This is a genomic window from Acidovorax radicis, assembly GCF_020510705.1.
GTDB lineage: Bacteria > Pseudomonadota > Gammaproteobacteria > Burkholderiales > Burkholderiaceae_C > Acidovorax > Acidovorax radicis_A.
Genome location: NZ_CP075184.1, coordinates 3,965,177 through 3,987,703, shown reverse-complemented (window position 1 = coordinate 3,987,703; position 22,527 = coordinate 3,965,177). Strand labels below are relative to the sequence as shown.

Below are 22,527 nucleotides of genomic sequence, written 5' to 3'. Positions count from 1 at the left end.
CCCTCCTCCTCTCTCGCTGCGCGGGAGGGGAACGACGCCCTCGCTGCGGGGCGGCCCTTGCTCGGCGTCCCTGACTTTTGGCCACGCCAGGCTCACGCGTTATGGGCCTTGATCGGCGCCATAGGCCATTGAAATGGTGCAACCAATTTGTCCTTTGTGCGCTGAAGACGGTGGACAGCTGGTCTGGCGCGGTGAAAAATTGCGCGTCATCCGGGCCGATGAAGCGGGTTTTCCCGCCTTCTACCGTGTGGTGTGGAACGCCCACGTTGCCGAGTTCTCCGACCTGAATGCCAGCGACCGCCAGTGGTGTATGGAGGCCGTTGCCGTGGTGGAGCAGGCGCTGCGCCAGCACCTGGCGCCCACCAAAATCAACCTGGCGGCCTTGGGCAACATGGTGCCGCACCTGCACTGGCATGTGATTGCACGCTTTGACTGGGACAGCCATTTTCCGGCGCCGGTCTGGGCGGCGGCGCAGCGGACCAGTCCGGCAGCGCAAGAGGCCGCTGTGCAGGCTCTGTTGCCAGCGCTGGAGGCGCACTTGCAGTCCCAGCTGGCGCAGTGGGCGACCGGGTAACCTTGCTGGCAGCGTGTGCCGAGGCGGGTGGGACAACGGCAGCCGTCGTTTCTGACAACAGTTTTCTCAAGGTGATTCCATGGCAGGTTTGAAAGTGGGTGCGCCCACGCCGCAGGCCCTGACGGTGCATGAACAGTCGCGCGTGCTGGAGGTGGGCTTTTCGGATGGCACCACGTTCCGCATCCCGTTTGAGCTGATGCGCGTGTATTCGCCGTCGGCTGAAGTGCAGGGCCACGGCCCGGGGCAAGAGGTGCTGCAGACGGGCAAGCGCAATGTGACGCTGGTCAACCTGGAGCCGGTGGGCAACTATGCCGTCAAGCCCACGTTTTCGGACGGGCATGACAGCGGCATCTTCACCTGGGACTACCTCTACGAACTGGGCCAGCAGCAGGATGCGCTGTGGGCGCAGTACACCGGGCGGCTGGCCGCCGCCGGTGCCGACCGCGATGCGCCCATGGCGCCAAAAGGTGGGGCAGGGGGCCATGCCTGTGGGAGCCACTGAGGCTGCTGGCGGGGCGCATGCCGGGCCAGGCGCAGAATTTGCCCGCAGTCCCCGTGGTTCAATATGCTATTGAATATATAGCTGTTGGCGTAATATATATAAGCGCTGGCGGGTGTTTTTGTTCTGATAGCTTCGTTCAAATTGCGACACATGCCCCAATCCGGTGCGGGGTTGTCGCTGTACCTCTGGCGCTCGCGCGCCTAGCATGTTTCTATGAGCACTACGCATTTTGGTTTTCAGTCGGTGGACGAGCAAGAAAAGGCGCGGCGCGTTCGCGGCGTTTTCGACTCGGTGGCATCCAAATACGACGTGATGAACGACCTCATGTCGGCAGGCCTGCACCGTGCCTGGAAGGCCTATACGGTGATGGTGGCCAACCTGAGCGAAGGCAGCCAGGTGCTCGACATCGCAGGCGGCACGGGTGACCTGGCGCTGGCGTTCTCCAAGAAGGTGGGCGCATCGGGCCGCGTGGTGCACACCGACATCAATGAAGCCATGCTGCGTGTGGGCCGTGACCGGCTCATCAACGAAGGTGTGGTGTTGCCCACGCTGGTGTGCGACGCCGAAAAGCTGCCGTTCCCCGATGCCCATTTCGATGTGGTGAGCGTGGCCTTTGGCCTGCGCAACATGACCCACAAAGACAAGGCCCTTGCGGAGATGTGCCGCGTGCTCAAGCCCGGTGGCAAGCTCTTGGTGCTGGAATTCTCAAAGATCGCCAAACCGCTGGAGAAGGTCTACGACTGGTATTCCTTCAAGGTGCTGCCCCGGCTGGGCAAGCTGGTGGCGGGCGATGACGCCAGCTATCGCTATCTGGCCGAGTCCATTCGGATGCACCCGAGCCAGGAAGAGCTCAAAACCCTCATGCAGCAAAGTGGCTTTGGCCATGTGGACTATCACAACATGACTGGCGGCATAGCGGCTTTGCATGTTGGAATCAAGTGCTGAGCGTATCGCTCGGTCATTAACGGAGACGAAAAAGTCATGATGAAACTGTGGTCGGTGGTGTTGGTGGCAATGCTTGCGGTCGTGCATTTCGATGCCGAAGCCCGGCGAATGGGTGGCGGCAAATCGGTGGGCCGACAGTCGAGCAACGTGACCCAGCGCGAGTCGGCAACGCCGTCCGCAGCACCCGGCGCCCCCGCTCAAAATGTCACCAACTCTGCCGCAGCCAAACCAGCGACCGCCAACCCTGCGGGCGCTGCAGCTGCGGCACCCAAGAAGCCTTGGGGCGCCATGCTGGGCGGCCTGGCTGCCGGTCTGGGCTTGGCATGGCTGGCGAGTTCGCTCGGCCTGGGCGCCGGGTTTGGCAACATGCTGATGATGATCTTGCTGGCGGTGGCCGCGTTTGCCATCTTCCGGATGGTGATGCGCGCGCGCAATGGTGCCGCCAGCGGTGCCGGGGCAGGCGCGGGCGGATCCCCCTTCGCCTTTCAAGGGGCCGCAGCCGGTGCCACCACGCCCGCAGCGGCGCAGGTTCCCCCGCAGTACAGCCCCAACAATGTGGGCAACGATGCTTCGGCGCGCCCCTGGGAGCGCAGCAGCATGGCGTTTGATGCCACACGTGCCGCACAAGGTGGTGCAGGCGCCGGACTGGTGATTGGATCGGGGTTGTCGGGCTCGCAGAACTGGGGCGTGCCCGATGGTTTTGACGCGGAAGGTTTCCTGACTGCCGCCAAGCGTAATTTCGTCACATTGCAGGCAGCCTGGGACCGCTCTGACATCGGCACTTTGCGCTCCATGATGACCGACAGCATGCTGGACGAGATCCGCACCCAGCTGACCGAGCGCGAAGCCCATCGGGGTGCGCAGCCCAACCACACTGATGTGGTCATGATCGAGGCACAGCTGTTGGGTATCGAGGACCTGGGCGACGGCTACATGGCCAGCGTCGAGTTCTCCGGCATGATCCGCGAGGAGCCTTCGGCGGGCCCAAGCCCCTTCCGCGAGGTCTGGAACATGACCAAACCCAAGACCGGTCCTTCGGGCTGGCTGGTGGCAGGCGTGCAGGCTCTGCAGTAAGAACGTGTTCACGATCTCGCAGGAGCCGCGTTGGAGCGCAATCGGGATGAGTGGATGCTTCGGGTGCGCCGCATGGGCTCATGCCCATGCAAGCAGCCGGGGCGTCAAAATCTCCAAATTCATCGGCCCGATTTCGCTCCAACCCTTCGGGCAGTGGTCTTTGCGGGCGGTCTGCTGCGTTGCGGCGCTTGTGGATAGCTGGGTGGATAGCTGGCTATCCACTGCGCTCCGCGCCTTGCATCCCATCCCGCAAAGACCGCTGCGCGGCCTCTGGGAGATCGTGACCACGTTCTAAAGACTGGGCCCCCTGCGTCAGGGGCATTCGAGTTCAGGGAATAATCGGGGACTATGGCAACACCACAGTCCCCTTTCTCTTTCCTGGACGGCATCTTTGAGCGCGTGGCCGCTGGCCCTCAACCTCCACAATGGCTGGTGCATGAAGTGCAGCAGCGTATGGTGCTGTTTCTCAACCATGTCCTGATGCAGGAGAAAGAGGCCATGGACCGCCTGGTGCGGCAAAAGGGCCGCGTTGCGCGTGTGCAGTGGCGAGCGTATTCGCTGGCGTTGGTTGTTACGCCCGCAGGCCTGTTCAATGTGTCGCCTGACACCGCAACACCCGACCTGCGGCTGGAAGTGACGCAGACCTCTCCCTTCACCCTCGCTCAGGACGTGCTGCGTGGCGATAAACCCGCCATCCGCATTGAAGGCGATGTGCAACTGGCCGCAGAAATCAACTGGCTGGTGGATCACGTGCGCTGGGATGTGGAGGACGATCTTGCGCGTGTGATTGGTGATGCCCCGGCACACACGGTGGCGCAGCTGGCGGGCCGCGCTGCGCAGGCCCTGCGCCAGTTTGTAGGGTCTCGCATGGCGGCAAACGATGTGGCGCCTGCGCCGGCCCCATCCCCTGCTCCATTTGTGCCTGCCACGCCCGCGCCCTTTGCGGCCCCTGCTGCCGCACCCCGCGTCGACATATCTGCCGCTTCGGCGCCGTTGTCACCGACTGGCGGCGCCGACCGGGCCGACGCATGAAGCGCATTGTCCGGGGGGCCGCCATCCTGTGGGTGGTGTTTCGGTTTGGCCTGGATGGCCTGGTACTCGACAGCTTTCAGAAGCCTTGGCTGCGGATCATTTCGCGCATCGTGTCGGTGGGGCGCAATCTGGATGCTCCGCGCGGACAGCGCCTGCGTGAAGCGCTGGAGCGCCTGGGCCCCATCTTCGTGAAGTTTGGCCAGGTGCTGTCCACCCGGCGCGACCTGCTGCCCCCGGACATTGCCGACGAGCTGGCCCATCTGCAGGACAGGGTTCCCCCGTTTGACCCCAACATCGCCATTGCCACCATCGAGCGTGCATTTCGCCGGCCGGTGGACGAGGTGTTCACGTCGTTTGACCGCGTCCCTGTGGCCAGCGCATCGATTGCGCAAGTGCATTTCGCCACCTTGCTAGACCGCCAGGGCATCGCGCGGGAAGTCGCGGTCAAGGTATTGCGCCCCGGCATGCTGCCGGTGATCGAGAAAGACCTGAGCCTCATGCGCCTGATGGCCGGATGGGTCGAAAGCCTTTCGGCCGACGGCAAGCGCCTCAAGCCACGCGAGGTGGTGGCCGAGTTCGACAACTACCTGCACGACGAGCTGGACCTGGTGCGCGAGGCCGCCAACGCCGCGCAGCTGCGCCGCAACATGCAGGGTCTTGATCTGGTGCTGATCCCCGAGATCTTCTGGGACTTCTGCCACCACGAGGTCATGGTGATGCAGCGCATGAACGGCGTGCCTATCAGCCAGGTCGAGCGCCTGCGCAACGCAGGGGTGGACATCCCGAAGCTGGCGCGCGACGGGGTGACGATTTTCTTCACCCAGGTGTTTCGCGACGGGTTTTTTCATGCCGACATGCACCCGGGCAACATCCAGGTGAGCCTGGAGCCCGCAACGTTCGGGCGCTACATCTCGCTCGATTTCGGCATCGTGGGCACGCTTACCGAGTCCGACAAGGAATACCTGGCGCAAAACTTCGTGGCGTTTTTTCGCCGCGATTACAAGCGCGTGGCCGAGCTGCACATCGAAAGTGGCTGGGTCCCCCCCGAGACGCGCGCCAACGATCTGGAGTCGGCCATTCGCGCGGTGTGCGAGCCTTATTTCGACCGGCCGCTCAAGGAAATCTCGCTGGGCATGGTGCTCATGCGCCTGTTCCAGACGTCCCGGCGCTTTCAGGTGGAGATCCAGCCCCAGCTGGTACTGCTGCAAAAAACCCTGCTCAACATCGAAGGTCTGGGCCGCCAGCTTGACCCGGAGCTCGACCTGTGGAGCACCGCCAAGCCGTTCCTTGAAAAATGGATGCTGGAGCAAATGGGGCCGCAGCGGGTGTGGCGCGAGCTGCGCGCCGAGGCGCCGCATTACGCCAAGATGCTCCCCGAGCTGCCACGGCTGATCTATGACGCATTGCGCCGCCGTCCTGCGGATCAACAAAACGTCCTGCGCGATTTGCTGGAGGCGCAAAAACGCACCAACCGCCTGCTGCAGTCCATCATTTATGGCGGTGTGGGGTTTGTGCTGGGCCTTCTGGTCATGCAGCTTTTCGTGCGGATCCGCATTTTCTGAGCGCCTGCGGGCCAGAGCCACCGGACGGATAGACGGCGCCGTTTGCTGCAGGGTCAACGGCGTGAAGGTTGCCTTCATAATGCGCGGCAACATTTTTTAACTCATGGGGTGCGGCCAAGGGGCGCTTTGTGTCCTTGGCGGCCGTCGCCAGTGCCTGAAAAAGGCGTTGCGCGCCCCGATTTTCTTTGCACCCCGTTCTGCAGCTTCGGAGCAGCGCCATGTTGTTGTCATTCATCGTTCTGTATCTGATGGTTTCCATCGGTGTCGGCCTTTATGCCGCGACCCGTGTGCACAACACCGCCGACTATGCGGTGGCCGGGCGCAGTCTGCCGCTGGCGGTGGTGATCGCCACCACGTTTGCCACCTGGTTTGGCTCTGAAACGGTGTTGGGCGTGTCCGCCCGGTTTGTGGATGGAGGGCTGGGCGCTGTGGTGGAAGACCCGTTTGGGGCCTCCATGTGTCTGGTGCTCGTGGGCCTCTTTTTTGCCTACAAGCTATACCAGAAGAACCTCATCACGCTGGGCGACTATTACCGCCAGCGCTATGGACGCGTGATTGAGGTGTCGTGTTCGGCCATCATCATGTTCAGCTACCTCGGCTGGGTGGCCGCACAGATCACGGCGCTGGGCCTGGTGTTCAACTTGCTCACGCAGGGCGCGGTGTCGGTCACGATGGGCATGATCATCGGCACCCTGATTGTGTTGGTCTACACCTTGTATGGTGGTATGTGGTCGGTGGCCATGACCGATTTTTTCCAGATGATCGTGATTGGCCTGGGGCTGATCGCCATTGCCTGGTACGCCGCCGATCTGGCGGGCGGGGCTGGCAAGGTGATGGCGTTTGCAGCGCGTGAAGGCAAGTTCCACTTTTTTCCAGAAGGGGGCGTCAAAGATTGGACCTTCTTTTTCGCTGCCGCCATCACGATGATGTTGGGTTCGATCCCGCAGCAGGACGTGTTTCAGCGTGTGATGTCCTCCAACAGCGCCGAGACTGCACGCAAAGGCCCTGTGATTGGCGGGATGCTATACCTGTTGTTCGCGTTCATCCCGATGTTCGTGGTCACTGCAGCGGTGATGGTCATGCCCGAAACGGCGCAGGCCTTGCTCAAGGACGACCCGCAAAAGGTTCTGCCCACCCTGGTGATGGAGCGCATGCCGCTCATGCTGCAGGTGGCATTTTTCGGCGCGCTGCTGTCGGCCATTATGTCCACCGCGTCGGCCACGCTGCTGGCGCCTTCCACCACTTTTGTAGAGAACATCCTGCACAACCTGCGCCCTGGAATGACCGACCAGCAGACCTTGAGAGCAATGCGGATCTCTGTGCTGGCTTTTACCGGCTGCGTGCTCACGTATGCCATCACCATGCAAGGCACCTCGATTTATGAATTGGTTTCAGGTGCTTACCAGGTGCCGTTGGTGGGGGCCTTTGTGCCGCTGGTGTTCGGTTTGTACTGGAAACGCGCTACCACCCAGGGGGCTTTGATGGCTGTGAGCATGGGGCTCGGTGTGTGGTTGCTGTTTGTGGCCAGCCCGATGTTGGCAGAGGCATTTCCTCAGCAACTGGCTGGCGTGCTGGCGGCGCTGGTTGGCATGGTTGCCGGTTCGCTGGCGCCACAGTGGATTGACGACCACAAGGGGCACGTGACCCACTACGAGGGCAGCGCCGGTTGAGGGCCGTGGCCTGCCCGGGTAGCGCCAGCGGCGGGGATGGCGCAGCCGCCTATAATTAAAGGTTTTGCACGTTTGCTCAACACTCTGACATGCCTATTTACGCCTACAAATGCGGCTCCTGCGGCCATGCCAAGGATGTGCTGCAAAAAATCTCCGACGCACCGCTCACGGTCTGCCCCGCCTGTGGGGCCGAGGCATTCACCAAGCAGATCACCGCTGCCGGCTTTCAGCTCAAGGGGTCTGGCTGGTACGTGACCGATTTTCGGGGTGGCAGCAGCAATACCGGGGGGGCAGCGAGCCCTTCCGGCGACTCCAAGCCGGCGTCCAAGAGCGAAGCCGCAGCGCCTGCCAGTTCGGGCGATGCTCCTAAAAAAGAAGCTGCCAGCGCAGGTACATCCAGCGCAGGCAACACTTCTTCTTCCTCATCTACATCCTCAAGTTGAACCACCCCATGGCTTCCGTGCGCAAATGGCTGTTGACGGGTCTTTTGGTGATCGTGCCGGGCGTCATCACGGCGTGGGTGCTCAACTGGATTGTGGGCACGCTCGACCAGACGCTGCAGATCCTGCCTGGCGCATGGCAGCCCGACAAACTGCTGGGCTTTCACATCCCGGGGTTTGGCGTGCTTTTAACGCTGTTGATTTTGCTGGTGGTGGGTGGCATTGCCAGCAATTTTGCGGGCCGCAAGCTGGTGCAGTGGGGCGATGCACTGGTCAGCCGGATCCCGGTGGTGCGCTCCATCTATTCCAGCGTCAAACAGGTATCGGACACGCTGTTCTCCGAAAGCGGCAATGCCTTTCGCAAGGCCGTGCTGGTGCAGTGGCCGCGCGAGGGGGTGTGGACCGTGGCTTTTGTCACCGGTGCTCCCAACGGTGAGGTCGCCGCGTATCTGCGCGACGAGTTCGTCAGCGTGTATGTGCCCACCACCCCCAACCCCACGGGCGGGTACTTCGTGATGCTGCGCAAGAGCGATTGCGTAGAGCTTGAGATGAGCGTGGACTCCGCGCTCAAATACATTGTTTCGATGGGTGTGGTCGCTCCGGCGGACCCCACGCTCATTTCTCCCAAGTAATTGAACCCTTTTAACGCGCCACTGCGGCGCTGGAAGTTTCTGCCATGGCCATGCGTTCCCACTATTGCGGTCTTGTGACCGAAGCCCTGCTGGGCCAAACCGTCACCCTTTCTGGCTGGGTGAACCGCCGCCGCGACCATGGTGGTGTGATCTTTATTGACCTGCGCGACCGCGAAGGCTCGGTGCAGGTGGTGTGTGACCCTGACCGTGCCGATATGTTCGCCACCGCCGAAGACGTGCGCAACGAGTTCTGCGTACAGGTCAAGGGCCTGGTGCGCGAGCGCCCCTCTGGCACCACCAACGACAACCTCAAAAGCGGCAAGATCGAGGTGCTGTGCCACGAACTGAAGGTGCTCAACCCCTCGGTGACGCCTCCGTTCCAGCTCGACGAAGAAAACCTGTCGGAAACCACGCGCCTTACGCACCGCGTGCTGGACCTGCGCCGCCCCTACATGCAAAACAACCTCATGCTGCGCTACCGCGTCAGCATGGAAGTGCGCAAATTCCTCGACACACATGGGTTCGTGGACATCGAAACCCCCATGCTCACCAAGAGCACGCCAGAAGGCGCGCGCGACTATCTGGTGCCCAGCCGTGTGCACGATGGTCATTTTTTCGCACTGCCCCAATCGCCCCAGTTGTTCAAGCAGCTCTTGATGGTGGCGGGCTTTGACCGCTACTACCAGATCACGAAGTGCTTCCGCGACGAAGACCTGCGCGCTGATCGCCAACCCGAGTTCACCCAGATCGATATCGAAACATCGTTCATGGAAGAGCAGGAGATCCGCGACCTGACGCAAGAGATGATCAAGACCGTGTTCCAGAACACGCTGGGTGTGGACCTGGGCGAGTTCCCGGTCATGACCTACCAGGACGCGGCCCACCGCTTCGGATCGGACAAGCCGGACCTGCGCGTCAAGCTTGAATTCACCGAACTCACCGACGTGATGAAGGACGTGGATTTCAAGGTGTTCTCGGGCGCCGCCAACATGAAGAAGGGCCGCGTGGTGGCGCTGCGTGTGCCTGGTGGCGCGCGTGAAACCGGCGGCCTCTCGCGCGGCGAGATCGACGGCTACACCGAGTTCGTCAAGATTTACGGCGCTAAGGGCCTGGCCTACATCAAGGTCAACGAATTGGCCAAGGGCCGTGATGGCCTGCAAAGCCCCATCGTGAAAAACATCCACGACGCAGCGATTGCCGAGATCTTGAAGCGCACCGGTGCACAGGACGGCGATCTGCTGTTCTTCGGTGCCGACAAGGAGAAGGTTGTCAACGATGCCGTTGGCGCGCTGCGCATCAAGATCGGTCACAGCGAATTCGGCAAGAAGAACGGCCTGTTCGAAGACCGCTGGGCGCCACTGTGGGTGGTGGACTTCCCCATGTTCGAGCACGACGAAGAAAACGACCGCTGGGTGGCTGTGCACCACCCCTTCACGGCGCCCAAGGACGGCCACGAGGACTACATGGTCACCGCGCCCGAGAAGTGCATCTCCAAGGGCTACGACATGGTCTTGAACGGTTGGGAGATGGGCGGTGGCTCGGTCCGTATCCACCGCGCTGACGTGCAGCAAAAAGTGTTTGATGCGCTCAAGATCACGCCAGAAGAAGCGCAGCAGAAGTTCGGCTTCCTGCTCGACGCCCTGCAATACGGAGCGCCCCCGCATGGCGGCCTGGCGTTTGGTCTGGACCGCATCGTCACGCTGATGACGCGTGCGGAGTCCATTCGCGACGTGATTGCGTTCCCCAAGACCCAGCGCGCCCAGTGCCTGCTGACCCAGGCGCCGTCGCCGGTGGACGAAAAGCAGCTGCGCGAGCTGCACATCCGCTTGCGCAATCCCGACGCGGTCAAGGCCGAATAACCGGGTTGTGCGGGCTGAACGCCTGCGGGCCTTCGGGCAGAATCCACAGGGCGCCTTCGGGCGCCCTTTTTTTATCCCCCGCCGTTTATTTTAATTTTTCAAAAAAAGCAATGAATCCCCACCGTCTTGTGAACCCCCGTGTCGTCATCGCGCTGGCCGGCTTGCTGGCGCTTGCAGCGTGTGGGGAAAAGAAAACCGAGCTGGGCGAGGGCGGCTCGGTGGTCAAGGGCTCGGCAGGCCCTGCGGGCGCGCAGAACGCGGCGCGCGAGCTGGTGCGTTGTGACGCCCCCGTGGCCACGCTGGCACTGGCAGAAAACCCGAACGGCTATGTGATGAGTTCCGCATACCAGTTGCCCGCGTCGCCCGTGCCGCTCATCAAGCTGCTGGCACAGCAAAGTGGGTGTTTCCGCGTGGTGGACCGCCATGCGGGCTTGCGCGGCACGATCCAGGAGCAAGAACTCAAAGAAGCAGGGGTGTTGCGCCAGAAATCGACGGTGGCCAAGGGCAAAGGGTATGAGGCCCAGTACACGCTCACGCCCAGCCTCACCTTCAGCGAGCAGGACGCGGGTCGTGGCCTCGCGGGCGTGGTGGCGATGATTCCCGTGTTGCGCGACATTGCGGGGCTGGCTGGCCTGGTGGAGCAGGTCAAGTTCAAAGAGGCGCAAACGGCGCTGCTGCTGTCGGACAACGAAACCACCGAGCAGGTGGCTGCCGCCACCGGGTCGGCGCGCACAACCGACCTGGGTGTGGGCGGGCTGGTGTTTGGCAAACTGGGCGGCGGCGCGGGCGCGGGGTGGAGCAACACCAACGAAGGCAAGGTCATCGCCGCCGCATTTCTGGATGCGCACAACCAGTTGGTCACACAGGTGCGGGAGCTCGAAGCCAAAGAGCTGCCGCCGCCAGTGCCCACCCACAACCGCGCCGCAGCTGGCGGCTGACAGGGCGCAGAATAAAAGCGTGCACCACAGGCCTGTCTACAAAATCCCGGAGTCGGTGCTGGTGGTCATTCACACGCCAGCGCTGGGCGTGTTGCTGATACGCCGCACGGGCGGCGATGGCCACTGGCAGTCGGTGACCGGCAGCAAGGACACGCCGGACGAGGCTTTCGAGGAAACCGCCCGGCGCGAGGTGTTCGAAGAAACCGGCATCGATACACGCGCCGATGGATGTGTGCTGGTCGACTGGGCGCTCGAGAACGTGTATGACATCTGGCCGCAATGGCTGCATCGGTATGCGCCGGGCGTGGTGCGCAACCGGGAGCGTGTCTTTGGCCTCTGTGTGCCCCCCAGCACGCCTGTGGCGCTGAGCCCGCGCGAGCACGACGCCTTTGAATGGCTGCCTTGGCAGCGGGCTGCCGACCGCTGCTTTTCTGCATCCAATGCCGAAGCGTGTCTGCTGCTCCCACGCTTTGCGGCCTGTTCTCCAACCGACTCGCCCCCTCGCTAGATCGTGAACACGTTCTTAACTGGTCCCTTGATACCGGTGCCCGGATAGAACACCAGCGCGGGTGTCGCGTGGCGCGTGGCGCTACAGCGGGCGCAGGCGCAAAACGGAAGCGGGATCGGGTGCTTCGGGCTCTGCGCCGGGCGCCAGGCTGTCCTGGGGCGGCGGCGGGATGCGGATGGGGCTGTTGTCTGTGGTGCTGCGCACACGCAGCACCACGCCGCCCGGGTGCCGCTCGCTGTCTTGCCCCAGGATGGCCCGGGTGGGCGCGCTGCCCATGCGCAGGCGCAGCGTGTCGATGGCTTCTTGCTGCGCCTGGGGGCTTGCCATGCGGGCAGAGTGCCGCAGCAGCACCTGTTGTGACATGTCCAGCAGCTTGGAGTTGAGCGTGTGTTCGGCGTGCTGCAGCAGGTTGTTGACCGCGCCGGTGGGGTCGCCAGCCAGGCTTTGCGCCATGGCGACTTCGGCGGTCTTGTTGATCTGCTGCAGGCAGTCGCGCACGATGTCGCCATACGGGGCGTGCAGGCCACAGGCGTTGGCCATCAGTTCTGTCAGGCCCCGCGTGTTCGCGTAGCGCATGCCCAGATCGCGCACCCAGCGCTCACCGTCAGCCAGATCGATCGATGTGGTGGCCAGCACCGCCAGCAGGCTGCCCAGGTTGCAGGCGGCCTCGAAGTCGAAACTGCTGGCCGTGATCTCCCGGACCAGGGCACGCACCGAATCCACTGCCTGCGACAGCTGCCGCTGCTGGATGAGCTGCAGCGTGCGTGCCACCTCGGCAAAACGCTGCACCCGCGCGCTGGCGTGGTGGCGCTCCAGAGTGCGGCTGAAGTCGGCCATGCAGCGCTCGATTCCCTTGCGGTCGTTGTCGGCAAAGTAGGAAAACGTCAGCAGCACCAGCGACTGGAAGTCGAACAGCTTGGAGTCAATGCCCAGCACCGCCGCACGCGCCAGAACCTTGGTGGCGGTGTCGCGATCGCCCATGTAGTACGACATCATTCCCAGCTTTTGCAGCCGCACCACCGAGTCGGGCGTGAGTGCGCTGGCGGTGCGGTAGGTCTCTATCGCCTGCGCAAAGTGCCCCAGTTCCACCTGCGCGCGCCCCAGCACGTCATAGGCATCAGCAAACGAAGCGTCTTCGCCAATAAGCCCTTGCAAGGTGGTGATGGCGCGTGCCGCCTGGCCCGATTCAATTTGCGCGCGCGCCACACCGAGTTTGGCCCAGGGCAGGGCGCGGGCATCGATCACGGCCTCGAACAGGGTGCGCGCCTCGTCATGGCGGCCCAGCCGCAGCAGCAGCTCCGAGCCAATGCGTGCGGCATACAGCCAATAGGGTGCGCGGGCCTCGAAGCGCTGTACGCACAGGCTGGCGGCGCTTTCAAAATCCTCGGCCTCAATGGCGTCAAAAATCGGGCGCAGATGGATTTTGCGCAGCCGCGCCAGCCCCAGCCGCTCGAACAACGCGCTTGGAGTGAAGGGCTTGAGCAGATAGCCGTCGAGCGCCGACTCGGCCGCCTCGGCCACGGCGGCATACGACGCCTCGGCGGTCACCATGAAAAACACGGTCGAAAACGGCAACAGCTGCGCGCGGCGCAGGTCGTCCAGCAGGGTCTGGCCTGAATAGCCGCCTTCACCAAAATACTGGTCGCAGAGCACGTAGTCGAACACCGTGTGTTCCAGCCGTGCCCGGGCGTCCTGCACGCGGGTGCATTGCACGATGCGGGTAACGCCGTATTCGCGCAGTTGCCCCACCAAGATGCTGCGTGAGGTCGCATTGCTGTCGACAATCAGCGCCAACACAGGGGGTGCGGCGGGGGTTTCGTTTTCGGTGGCCATCGTGGGGGTGGGCCGGTCCTGCCGCTGTGCCGTGTGGGAATGGGTTGAGTGTAACGTTATGCAACAAAATTATTGCATCGGGCAAACCCGCTCTTCGTCATAGGGGCATCGCCCTGGCTGCTTCACAATCAGGCCATGGAACACGACGATATCTTGCGGGTAGCCACCTACAACATCCATAAGGGTGTGCAGGGGCTGGGGCCCGCGCGCCGGCTGGAGATTCACAACCTGGGCCTGGCGGTCGAGCAGCTCGATGCCGACATCGTCTGCCTGCAGGAAGTGCGCAAGCTGCACCGGCGCGAAGCCGCGTATTTTCAGCGCTGGCCCGATGTGCCCCAGGCCGAGTACCTGGCGCCCGAGGGCTATGAGGCCGTGTACCGCACCAACGCATTCACCAAACATGGCGAGCACGGCAATGCGCTGCTGTCGCGCTGGCCGGTGATGGGGCACCAGCACGAAGATATCTCCGACCACCGCTTTGAGCAGCGCGGCCTGTTGCACGTCGAGGTGGATGCCCATGGGCGCCGCCTGCACGTGATCGTGGTGCATCTGGGGCTCATCCCCGGCAGCCGCTTGCGCCAGATCTCGCAACTGCAACGCTTCATAGAGCGTGAGGTGCCAGCGGGCGCGCCGGTGGTGGTGGCGGGGGACTTCAACGACTGGGGCCTGCAGATCAAACGCATGCTCGCGGGCTTTTCGTTGTATGAGTTCGATGCTCCCCGCACCTTCACCTACCCGGCCCGACTGCCGCTGGCACAGCTCGATCACGTGTATGTGCGGGGCCTCACGCCGCTGTCGCTGCACGTGCCCAGGGGGCGCATCTGGTGGCGCATGTCAGACCATCTTCCGTTGATCGCCGAGTTTCGGCTGTGAGGGTGAAGCACCCCCTGAGCCGCTTCGCGCCGTCCCCCTCCCCTTCGGGAGGGGGACGCACCCAGTGGCCTGGCAAAGCCAGTTCCACGGGTGCACTGGCCTGGGCAGCGCCGGTTTCATGGGCTGCGGGCGGTGCGCAGCGCGATGGATCGTTGCGATGAGACAAAAGCCTTTTCAGCAAGACCGTCGTTTTGATTTTGCGAATGACCACCAGGTGCGCTTGCTGCAGGGGGCCGAGGAGTTATTTCCGGCGCTGATCGAGGCCATGGACGCCGCGCTCTCGGACATCCAGTTCGAGACCTACATCTTTGACTTCACCGGCAGCGGTGCGGACGTGGCCGAGGCGCTGATGCGCGCCGCCCAACGCGGCGTGCGCACCCAGCTCGTGGTGGATGGCGTGGGCACCGGCACTTTGTCGCCGGCCTGGGCGCAGCGCCTCGCGGCTGCGGGCGTGCAATACCGCGTGTATTCACCACTGGGCCCGCTGGGGCTGCTGTTGCCGCGGCGCTGGCGCCGGCTGCATCGCAAACTGTGTGTGGTGGATGGCCGCATGCTGTTTTGTGGCGGCATCAACGTGCTTGATGATTTTCATGACCCGAACCACGGCGCGCTCGATGCGCCGCGCTTTGATTTTGCCGTGATGGCCACAGGCAGCCTGGTGACCACCGCCAGCGACACCATGGACCAGCTGTGGTGGCGCATGCAGGCCGTGCGCGACGTGCGCCAGCGCCGCCTGCCTGAGGCGCTGCAGGCCCTGCGCGCTGCCAGCGCCGCCAAACATGCGGCCAGGGGCGGCAATGCAGGCCCGTCCATGCGCGCCGCCTTGGTGCTGCGCGACAACGTGCGCAACCGCAGCCGCATTGAAAAAGCCTACCGCCGCGCCATTGGCGGGGCGCGCAATGAAATCATCATCGCCAACGCCTACTTCATGCCCGGCGGCAAGCTGCGCAGGGCGCTGGTGATGGCCGCACGCCGGGGCGTGCGCGTGCGCCTGCTGCTGCAAGGGCGTTATGAATACTTCATGCAATACCACGCAGCCCGGCCCGTGTATGGCGCGCTGCTGCAGGCGGGCGTGGAGATCTACGAATACGCCCCGAGTTTTCTGCACGCCAAGGTGGCCGTGATCGACGCCTTTGGCGACAAACCCTGGGCCACGGTGGGCTCGTCCAACCTTGACCCCTTGAGCCTGTTGCTGGCCCGTGAGGCCAACGTGGTGGTGGAAGACGCCGCCTTTGCCACCGACCTGCACCAGCGCCTGGTGCAGGCCATGCAACACGCAGGCCACCGCATGGACCCCGCACGCTACGCGGGCCGACCCCTGCGCCAGCGGGTGCTCGACCGCATCGCGTTTGCGCTGATGCGGCTGGCCCTGTGGGTGACGGGCAACCGGTATTGATCTTTGGCGTGGGTTGGGGGCGGAGGGGGTTGGCGCCGATGGCACCTGCGGTGCATGAAACTCGATTGCTATTCAATTAATAGCTGCTAGCGCTTGTGTATAAAGCGCTGGAGGCCTAAAACCCTTGAAATCTGCGGCGCAGCGTTCGCTGTTACGATTCTGCCCATGTCCAGCCAACCTGCCGCCGATATGACGCCCATTTCACCGGACGAAGGCACGCCCGTCTCCGTCAAGATCCGAGAGCGCCTTGCCGCCGCACGCAAGCGTTTTCATGCCAACGACAACATTGCTGAGTTCATCGAACCCGGCGAGCTGGAGAAGCTGCTGGACGAGGTGGAGGTCAAGATGCAGGGCGTGCTCGACAGCCTGGTCATCAACACCGACAGCGACCACAACACCAACAACACCGCGCGCCGCGTGGCCAAGATGTACCTCAACGAGGTGTTCAAGGGCCGCTATGTGGCGCAGCCGCCCATCACCGAGTTCCCCAACGCCGAGCACCTGAACGAGCTGATGATCGTGGGCCCGCTCACGGTGCGCAGCGCCTGCAGCCACCATTTTTGCCCGGTCATCGGCAAGATCTGGATTGGTGTCATGCCCAACGAACACACCAACGTGATCGGCCTGTCCAAATACGCGCGGCTGGTGGACTGGATCATGGGGCGCCCCCAGATCCAGGAAGAGGCCGTGGTGCAACTGGCCGACCTGATCATGGAAAAGACGCAGCCCGACGGCCTGGCCATCGTGATGGAAGCCAGCCACTTTTGCATGTCCTGGCGCGGTGTGCGCGAGATGGACAGCAAGATGATCAACTCCGTGATGCGGGGTGTGTTCCTCAAGGACAGCGCCCTGCGCCGCGAATTCCTCTCCCTCATCCCCGGAAAGAACTGACCATGTTGGTACGCCTGCTTTATGCCAGCCGCGCAGTGGACACCTCTCCCGCTGCCATCGAAGCGATCCTGATGCAATCGCGCCAGCACAACCCCGGTTGTGGCATCACCGGTGTGCTGTGTTACGGCGGTGGTGTGTTTCTGCAAGCCATCGAAGGCGGCCGCTCGGCGGTGAGCGACCTGTATGGCCACATCCAGAAAGACCCGCGCCACAAGAACGTGGAGCTGCTGCATTACGAAGAAATCGCCGAACGCCGCTTTGGCGGCTGGACGATGGGGCAGGTCAACCTCTCCAAGATCAACCATTCCATCTTGCTCAAGTACTCCGAGAAGCCTGAACTCGACCCCTATGCGGTGTCGGGCAAGGTGTCGTTTGCATTGCTCGAAGAGCTGATGGCGACAGCCTCCATCATCGGCAGAGCTTAGAGATCACCCCCCTGAGGCGCTGCGCGCCTTCCCCCCGCTCTCGCACCGCTGCGCGGTGCGGGCAGGGGGACGCCACCGGTGCACGCAAGCGAAGCGCTGCCTGCGCAGCTTGGCGGCCCTTGCACGGTGGCAGCTTGTCTGGGCCGCGCCAGTTGCGGGCGTTGTGGGCGGTACGCAGCCCTTGAATCGATAAACTCTCTAGGCCACATCAAGCCGCAGTCGCCATGGCGCTGCGGCTTTTTTGCATTCAAGCTCTCTCTCTTTCTGACCCGTGACCCCCACCGCCTTCGCCCTCATCATCCTCGCCGGGCTCATCCACGCCTGCTGGAACATTGCCGCCAAGAAAGCCGGGGGCGATTCGCGGTTTGCGTTTTTCACGTCGGTGCTGATGATGTTCTTCTGGGCGCCGCTGGGCTGGTGGATGGGGCGCGATGTGGTGCCGCGCTGGGGCGCCGTGGAGTGGGGCTTGGTGGTGGCCAGCGGCCTGTTGCACGTGGCGTACTACGTCATCCTTTTGCGCGGCTACCGCAAGGCAGACCTCACCGTGGTGTACCCGCTGGCACGCGGCTCGGGGCCGCTGCTTTCGTCGCTGGTGGCCATCACGCTGCTGGGCGAGCAGATATCGGCGCTGGGCGCGCTGGGCATTGTGGGCGTGGTGGGCGGCGTGTTTCTGATTGCCGGTGGCCCCGGTCTGCTGCGCACCGCGCACGACCCTGCAGCCCGCGCGCGCGTGCACAAGGGCATGGCCTATGGCTTGCTCACGGGCGCCTTCATCGCCAGCTACACGGTGGTCGATGGCTATGCGGTCAAGTTTTTGCTGATGTCGCCCATCCTCATCGACTACATGGGCAACTTTGTGCGCGTGGGGCTGCTCGCGCCCGTGGTGTTGCGGGATCTGCCCGCCGCCCGCACGCTCTGGCTGGCGCAGTGGCGGTTTGCGCTGCTGGTGGCGGTGGTAAGCCCCGTGGCCTATGTGCTGGTGCTTTATGCGATGCAGCAGGCGCCCATGTCGCACGTGGCCCCGGCACGCGAGGTGTCCATGTTGTTTGCAGCACTCATCGGCGGCCATCTGCTGGGCGAGGGCGACCGAGTGGCGCGCATTTTTGGTGCCCTGTGCATCGCCGCGGGCGTCACGGCGCTGGCATTGGGATAGACCGTGACGGGCACCCACGTCACCCCCTTGCTGCTGGGCTGTGATTTCTCCAGCAGCCCCTCCCGGCGCAAGTCCATTGTGCTGGCCCTGGGCCAGCGCCAGGGCGCGCGGGTTCAGCTCGCCGCGCTGCAGCGCTTTGAAACCCTGGCCGCCTTGGGCCAGTGGCTGGCCGAGCCGGGCGACTGGGTGGGCGGCTTCGACTTGCCGTTTGGCCTGCCGCGCGAACTGGTGCAAGCGCTGGGTTGGCCCACAGACTGGCTGGCGTGCATGCATCACTACCGTGCGCTCAGCCGCGCGCAGATCCGCGACCAGTTCGCCGCGTTCTGCGACGCCCGCCCGGTGGGTGGCAAGTTTGCCCACCGCGCCACTGACGGCCCCGCCGGCTCCAGCCCGTCGATGAAATGGGTGAACCCACCCGTGGCCTACATGCTGCACGCGGGGCTACCGCTGCTGCTGGATGCGGGTGTCCACCTGCCAGGCCTGCATGCTGGCGACCCCCGCCGCGTGGCGCTGGAGGCCTACCCCGGGCTGCTCGCGCGTGAGGTGCTGCAGCGGCGCAGCTACAAAAGCGACGACCGCGCCAAACAGTCGCCCGACCGCCTGATTGCCCGCAAGGACCTGGTGAACGCGCTGGAGATGGGCCAGACCCGGCTGGGCCTGCGCCTCAAGCTCACCCACGCCCAGCGCGACCTGCTGATCGACGACGCCAGCGGCGACAGCCTGGACGCCGTGTTGTGCCTGCTGCAGGCTGCGTGGGCCCAGCAGCGCCATGCGGACGACGGCGACACGCTGTATGGCCTGCCGCCGGGGCTGGACCCGCTCGAAGGTTGGATCGTGACGGCCGATGCCGCCGCTTTTCAGGCCATTGGCCCCACGCAGGCTGGCTAGCATGGCGGCAGGCGCACCTGCGTGCCTGCTTGCTGGTCTTGCCTCGCCGCCTTTACCTTTACCCTCGTTCTTCTCTTCATGTCACTCATTTCACGCTTCGTGCTCACCGGGGCCATGGGCTTGCTGGTCACGCTGGCCCAGGCCGCGCCCGCGCCCTGGTACTACTGGCGCAGCAGGCTGGATGGCGCCCGGGTGTGTGCACAGACCTCACCCGGCCCCAACTGGGAGCGCGACAGCGCTGCCTACGACGGCCCGGGCTGCCACCCCCGGCGCAAGGTGCTGGTGATCCCCATGCGTTGAGGCGCGGGCGCAGTCGGGCGGGCGCTGCCGAGGTCGCCCTATGCGCCAACTGCAGCCCGCCGCCTCATGGCCGTAGGTGTTGGCTGGGGTGTTATAAAAATCATAGCTGCTAGCGCTTGCCCAATAAGCGCTGGCAGCCAAAAACACTTGCAATAGTGTGTCTGCGTTCGATAATGCAAGGCATGACCGAACTCATCCTCATCCGCCACGGAGAGACCGACTGGAACCGCGAACTGCGCTTTCAGGGCCACGTGGATGTGCCCCTCAACGCCACCGGCCATGAGCAGGCCCGCCGCCTGGCCGAGCGCCTGGCCGCAGAGCGCCCCGTGGTGCACCACCTCGTCTGCAGCGACCTCATCCGCACCCAGCAAACCGCCACGCCCAGTCTGCAGGTGCTCTTCCCCCAGGCCCGCATCGACACCCTGACCGACAGCGCCCTGCGCGAGCAAAACTTTGGTGTGGTGGACGGCAAGCGCGTGGACGACGTCAAACAGGAACACGCCGACGCCTGGGCGCGATGGCTGCGTTTTGAAGCCGACTACGGCATGCCTGGCGGCGAGACCACCCGCCAGTTCCATACCCGCGTGATGGACGCCGTCTACCGCATCGCCCAGCAGCACAGCGGCCAGACCGTGATGGTCGTCACCCACGGCGGCGTGCTCGACATGATCTGGCGCACTGCACGCGGCACCGGGCTGGACGGCCCGCGCCAGAGCGACATCCCCAACGCGGGGCTCAACCGCGTGCGGGTGCGTGGCGATGCCGTGGAGGTGCTGGACTGGGCCGATGTGCGGCACCTGGCGGATTTGCCGGAGCAGCCGGTGTATGACCAGACGAAGTTGGTGGTGCGGTGAGGGTTGATTTTGCTGACGTTGAGACGTAATAGTCTCTATTTCAGTCAAGGCGATTTTCAAACTAACTCAAACATTGACCGTCTCTGTTGCTCGCTGTGAAGTGGGTACTTGGCAATATGAGTCCACTGCGGAGCAATCGCAGACGACCAGAGTCGGAGCATCAAGTCCTCGGTCTGCACTTCTACGGCAACCGCATTCAGGTCGACCGCATAGCACTCCTCGTACGTGGCGTGCGCAGGACTTGGAAAAGAGTCTTTGTACTTGATGTTGAACTCAGGTCGAAAGTACTTGATAAGAGCTCCTTCAGTGAAATTGACCTCCTGTTGTTCCGACACCGGGTTGTAAATTACGTCACTTCTGTGGCGGTCATCCTCTTCCTCAGTCGTCTGATAGTTCTTTGTGATGCCATCGAAGCTCGCAAGCATGTAACGTTCAAAGCAAAGTAGAACTAGCCAGATTTCTTGGTCAGGGGATTGACGAATGGCCTCGGCATAAATACCTTGGAGGGTCGAGTGACTCTGAAGCCGTTCCACTGCTGTTCTGGAGCCCCCGTCGCCGTACGATTGCCCGACATAAAGGACTTCAAGATCCAAGTGCTCACAGTACCTTGGCCCGCAAAGTCCCAAAAGCATTGCTGACTTTGCGGAAAGCAGTGGTTTTCCATCTGACGCAACGAATGCCACTTCCGTATACGGATAGCTCGATTGCACAGATAAGTCCGTGCCCCCTAGGGAAGCTCTTCACGAATCGGTTCTGGCTATGTCACAGCGATGCCTGAACTAAAACAGCACTCGCTTTGAGTAATGAGGCGTGCGCAGCGCACCCAGCAGGCGTTTGGCGAGGGCCATTGCCCCTATATCGGAGGCTTTACGCCCCCTGCACGCGCACCTGCCCCATGCAGGCCAGCAACTTGTGCCTTGCCATCCACAGATTGCCCAGCGCAAACAGCGTGACGATCTGCGCCGTGTTCTTCATGAGCCCCCGGTAGCGCACCTTCACGTACCCGAACTGCTGCTTGAGCACCCGAAACGGGTGCTCCACCTTGGCCCGGATGCTGGCCTTGGTGCGTTCAAGTTGGTCGATCAGCGCATCCACAGGCTTGTTTTTGTCCAAAGCCCGGCGCAACCCCGGGCGCATGGCTACATGCCAGCGCACGTTCTTGTTGGCATCGGGCCGCTTGTCCACTCCTTGGTAGCCCGCATCGCCAAAGGCATCCGTTTCTTGCCCGTGCAGCAGGCTGTTGGCTTCTATCACGTCGTTCACATTGCCACTGGTGCCGCGCACGCTGTGCACCAGGCCTGAATCCGCATCCACGCCAATGTGAGCCTTCATGCCAAAGTACCACTCGTTGCCCTTCTTGCTTTGATGCATCTCGGGGTCTCGTGCCTTGCCTTCATTCTTGGTGGACGTCGGCGCCGCAATCAGCGTGGCATCCACCACCGTGCCTGCTTTGAGTTGCAGCCCTTTGGCTTGCAGCAGGGCATTGACCGTAGCGAGGATCTGATCGGCCAGTTTGTGGCGCTCCAGCAGATGCCGAAAACGCAGGATGCTCGATTCACTGGGAATGTGTTCGTCCCAGTGAGACAGGCCGGCAAAGTCCCGAAAGGCTGGCACGTCGTGCAGTGCCTCTTCCATGGCTGGGTCGCTAAGCTTGAACCACTGCTGCATGAAATGGATACGCAGCAGGGTCTGCACCGCAAAGGGCTGCTGGCCCCGGCGTCCGATCTCTGGGGCGTAGGGCTCAATGAGCGAGACCAACTCGGCCCAGGGCACCACCAACTCCATCGCATCAAGGAACTCGCGCTTGCGTGTGCGCTTGGTGGTATTGCTCAGGCCCAGGCTGCTTTGCTTCATGGCCTTATTGTCTCGGCTTCAAGCCTTCGTAAGCACATTACGCAGGGATTTGTGCAGAGAATCCCTAGCTCGTTTCTAGCAATAAATGGAATCTCAATCTTCTCGTCGCGCACATGTTTGAAGCAGCGTCCAGAGATAGTGTCAGAAGTGAAAACGACGGACCGAGGATCAATTGAAATTCTCGGTCGTCGTCCTACGATGTAAATATGAGGATCGTCCGGAAGATCGCTGAGCTGACTAAGTCCGTCTTGTTGCAGCAGCCAGCAGTAGCTTGTGCAGACGTGCAGCCCGAACTCCGAGATGAATTTGCGAGGGGAAGACATA

At 63.0% G+C, this 22,527-nt stretch carries 24 protein-coding genes; 20 read left to right on the top strand and 4 right to left on the bottom strand.

Features of this window, described 5'->3' with window-relative positions:
* Positions 1-133: 133 nt before the first annotated feature.
* The 6 genes from KI609_RS18230 to ubiB all read left to right on the top strand — a co-directional run bounded on the left by KI609_RS18230 (position 134) and on the right by ubiB (position 5,689).
* Complete coding sequence (locus KI609_RS18230; protein WP_226444963.1) at positions 134-574, top strand: HIT family protein; 441 nt, start codon at positions 134-136, stop codon at positions 572-574.
* A gap of 79 nt (positions 575-653) precedes the next feature.
* Positions 654-1,076 (top strand): gamma-butyrobetaine hydroxylase-like domain-containing protein, encoded by a 423-nt coding sequence (locus tag KI609_RS18225; RefSeq protein WP_226444962.1) that lies wholly within the window; start codon positions 654-656, stop codon positions 1,074-1,076.
* Between the two features lie 213 nt (positions 1,077-1,289).
* Positions 1,290-2,021 carry a bifunctional demethylmenaquinone methyltransferase/2-methoxy-6-polyprenyl-1,4-benzoquinol methylase UbiE gene (gene ubiE / locus KI609_RS18220; RefSeq protein ID WP_226444961.1) on the top strand — a complete coding sequence of 244 codons (732 nt, stop codon included), beginning with the start codon at positions 1,290-1,292 and terminating at the stop codon, positions 2,019-2,021.
* 36 nt (positions 2,022-2,057) lie between these two features.
* A complete protein-coding gene (locus tag KI609_RS18215; RefSeq protein WP_226444960.1) occupies positions 2,058-3,095 on the top strand; it encodes a Tim44 domain-containing protein in 1,038 nt (345 codons plus the stop codon).
* 348 nt (positions 3,096-3,443) lie between these two features.
* Complete coding sequence (locus tag KI609_RS18210) at positions 3,444-4,127, top strand: hypothetical protein (protein ID WP_226444959.1); 684 nt, start codon at positions 3,444-3,446, stop codon at positions 4,125-4,127.
* Positions 4,124-5,689, top strand: coding sequence for a ubiquinone biosynthesis regulatory protein kinase UbiB (ubiB, locus tag KI609_RS18205; protein ID WP_226444958.1), 1,566 nt, complete (start codon positions 4,124-4,126; stop codon positions 5,687-5,689). The genes KI609_RS18210 and ubiB overlap by 4 nt, the downstream gene beginning before the upstream one ends.
* Here ubiB and KI609_RS18200 read toward each other — a convergent pair.
* Positions 5,655-5,924, bottom strand: coding sequence for a hypothetical protein (locus tag KI609_RS18200; protein ID WP_226444957.1), 270 nt, complete (start codon positions 5,922-5,924; stop codon positions 5,655-5,657). The two genes, ubiB and KI609_RS18200, sit on opposite strands and share 35 nt — an antisense overlap.
* Here KI609_RS18200 and KI609_RS18195 point away from each other — a divergent pair.
* The 6 genes from KI609_RS18195 to nudB all read left to right on the top strand — a co-directional run bounded on the left by KI609_RS18195 (position 5,908) and on the right by nudB (position 11,736).
* On the top strand, positions 5,908-7,359 hold the full coding sequence (locus KI609_RS18195) for a sodium:solute symporter family protein (protein ID WP_226444956.1): 1,452 nt from the start codon (positions 5,908-5,910) through the stop codon (positions 7,357-7,359). The genes KI609_RS18200 and KI609_RS18195 overlap by 17 nt on opposite strands.
* Before the next feature lie 89 nt (positions 7,360-7,448).
* Positions 7,449-7,802 carry an FmdB family zinc ribbon protein gene (locus KI609_RS18190; protein WP_226444955.1) on the top strand — a complete coding sequence of 118 codons (354 nt, stop codon included), beginning with the start codon at positions 7,449-7,451 and terminating at the stop codon, positions 7,800-7,802.
* Positions 7,803-7,810: 8 nt separating this feature from the next.
* Positions 7,811-8,431, top strand: a complete 621-nt coding sequence (locus tag KI609_RS18185; RefSeq protein ID WP_226444954.1) for a DUF502 domain-containing protein — start codon at positions 7,811-7,813, stop codon at positions 8,429-8,431.
* A 44-nt stretch (positions 8,432-8,475) separates the two neighbouring features.
* On the top strand, positions 8,476-10,290 hold the full coding sequence (aspS, locus tag KI609_RS18180; RefSeq protein WP_226444953.1) for an aspartate--tRNA ligase: 1,815 nt from the start codon (positions 8,476-8,478) through the stop codon (positions 10,288-10,290).
* Positions 10,291-10,400: 110 nt separating this feature from the next.
* Entirely contained in the window at positions 10,401-11,228 is an 828-nt protein-coding gene (locus KI609_RS18175; RefSeq protein WP_226444952.1) for a CsgG/HfaB family protein, read from the top strand.
* A gap of 19 nt (positions 11,229-11,247) precedes the next feature.
* A complete protein-coding gene (nudB, locus tag KI609_RS18170; RefSeq protein WP_226444951.1) occupies positions 11,248-11,736 on the top strand; it encodes a dihydroneopterin triphosphate diphosphatase in 489 nt (162 codons plus the stop codon).
* 81 nt (positions 11,737-11,817) lie between these two features.
* Here the strand turns inward: nudB and KI609_RS18165 are convergent, their stop codons facing one another.
* Entirely contained in the window at positions 11,818-13,569 is a 1,752-nt protein-coding gene (locus KI609_RS18165) for a response regulator (RefSeq protein WP_226444950.1), read from the bottom strand.
* Positions 13,570-13,704: 135 nt separating this feature from the next.
* On the opposite strand from KI609_RS18165, the gene KI609_RS18160 reads away from it, so the two are divergent.
* The 8 genes from KI609_RS18160 to KI609_RS18125 all read left to right on the top strand — a co-directional run bounded on the left by KI609_RS18160 (position 13,705) and on the right by KI609_RS18125 (position 20,349).
* Positions 13,705-14,442, top strand: coding sequence for an endonuclease/exonuclease/phosphatase family protein (locus KI609_RS18160; protein ID WP_226444949.1), 738 nt, complete (start codon positions 13,705-13,707; stop codon positions 14,440-14,442).
* A 157-nt stretch (positions 14,443-14,599) separates the two neighbouring features.
* Positions 14,600-15,838: a cardiolipin synthase ClsB gene (gene clsB / locus KI609_RS18155; RefSeq protein WP_226444948.1), complete on the top strand. Its 1,239-nt coding sequence runs from the start codon at positions 14,600-14,602 to the stop codon at positions 15,836-15,838.
* A 165-nt stretch (positions 15,839-16,003) separates the two neighbouring features.
* Positions 16,004-16,729 carry a GTP cyclohydrolase I gene (folE, locus tag KI609_RS18150; RefSeq protein WP_226444947.1) on the top strand — a complete coding sequence of 242 codons (726 nt, stop codon included), beginning with the start codon at positions 16,004-16,006 and terminating at the stop codon, positions 16,727-16,729.
* Between the two features lie 2 nt (positions 16,730-16,731).
* Positions 16,732-17,154, top strand: coding sequence for a BLUF domain-containing protein (locus KI609_RS18145; RefSeq protein ID WP_226444946.1), 423 nt, complete (start codon positions 16,732-16,734; stop codon positions 17,152-17,154).
* A gap of 271 nt (positions 17,155-17,425) precedes the next feature.
* Positions 17,426-18,307, top strand: coding sequence for a DMT family transporter (locus KI609_RS18140; RefSeq protein WP_226444945.1), 882 nt, complete (start codon positions 17,426-17,428; stop codon positions 18,305-18,307).
* Positions 18,308-18,310: 3 nt separating this feature from the next.
* The gene (locus tag KI609_RS18135; protein ID WP_226444944.1) at positions 18,311-19,195 is read left to right on the top strand and encodes a DUF429 domain-containing protein; all 885 of its coding nucleotides are present in this window, start codon (positions 18,311-18,313) and stop codon (positions 19,193-19,195) included.
* Between the two features lie 78 nt (positions 19,196-19,273).
* Positions 19,274-19,495: a hypothetical protein gene (locus tag KI609_RS18130; RefSeq protein WP_226444943.1), complete on the top strand. Its 222-nt coding sequence runs from the start codon at positions 19,274-19,276 to the stop codon at positions 19,493-19,495.
* A gap of 182 nt (positions 19,496-19,677) precedes the next feature.
* Entirely contained in the window at positions 19,678-20,349 is a 672-nt protein-coding gene (locus KI609_RS18125) for a histidine phosphatase family protein (RefSeq protein WP_226444942.1), read from the top strand.
* 56 nt (positions 20,350-20,405) lie between these two features.
* Here KI609_RS18125 and KI609_RS18120 read toward each other — a convergent pair whose 3' ends face one another.
* Together KI609_RS18120 and KI609_RS18115 are read right to left on the bottom strand one after the other, a co-directional pair.
* Entirely contained in the window at positions 20,406-20,942 is a 537-nt protein-coding gene (locus KI609_RS18120) for a hypothetical protein (protein WP_226444941.1), read from the bottom strand.
* Between the two features lie 274 nt (positions 20,943-21,216).
* Positions 21,217-22,203, bottom strand: coding sequence for an IS5 family transposase (locus tag KI609_RS18115; RefSeq protein ID WP_226443853.1), 987 nt, complete (start codon positions 22,201-22,203; stop codon positions 21,217-21,219).
* Between the last annotated feature and the right edge of the window lie 324 nt (positions 22,204-22,527).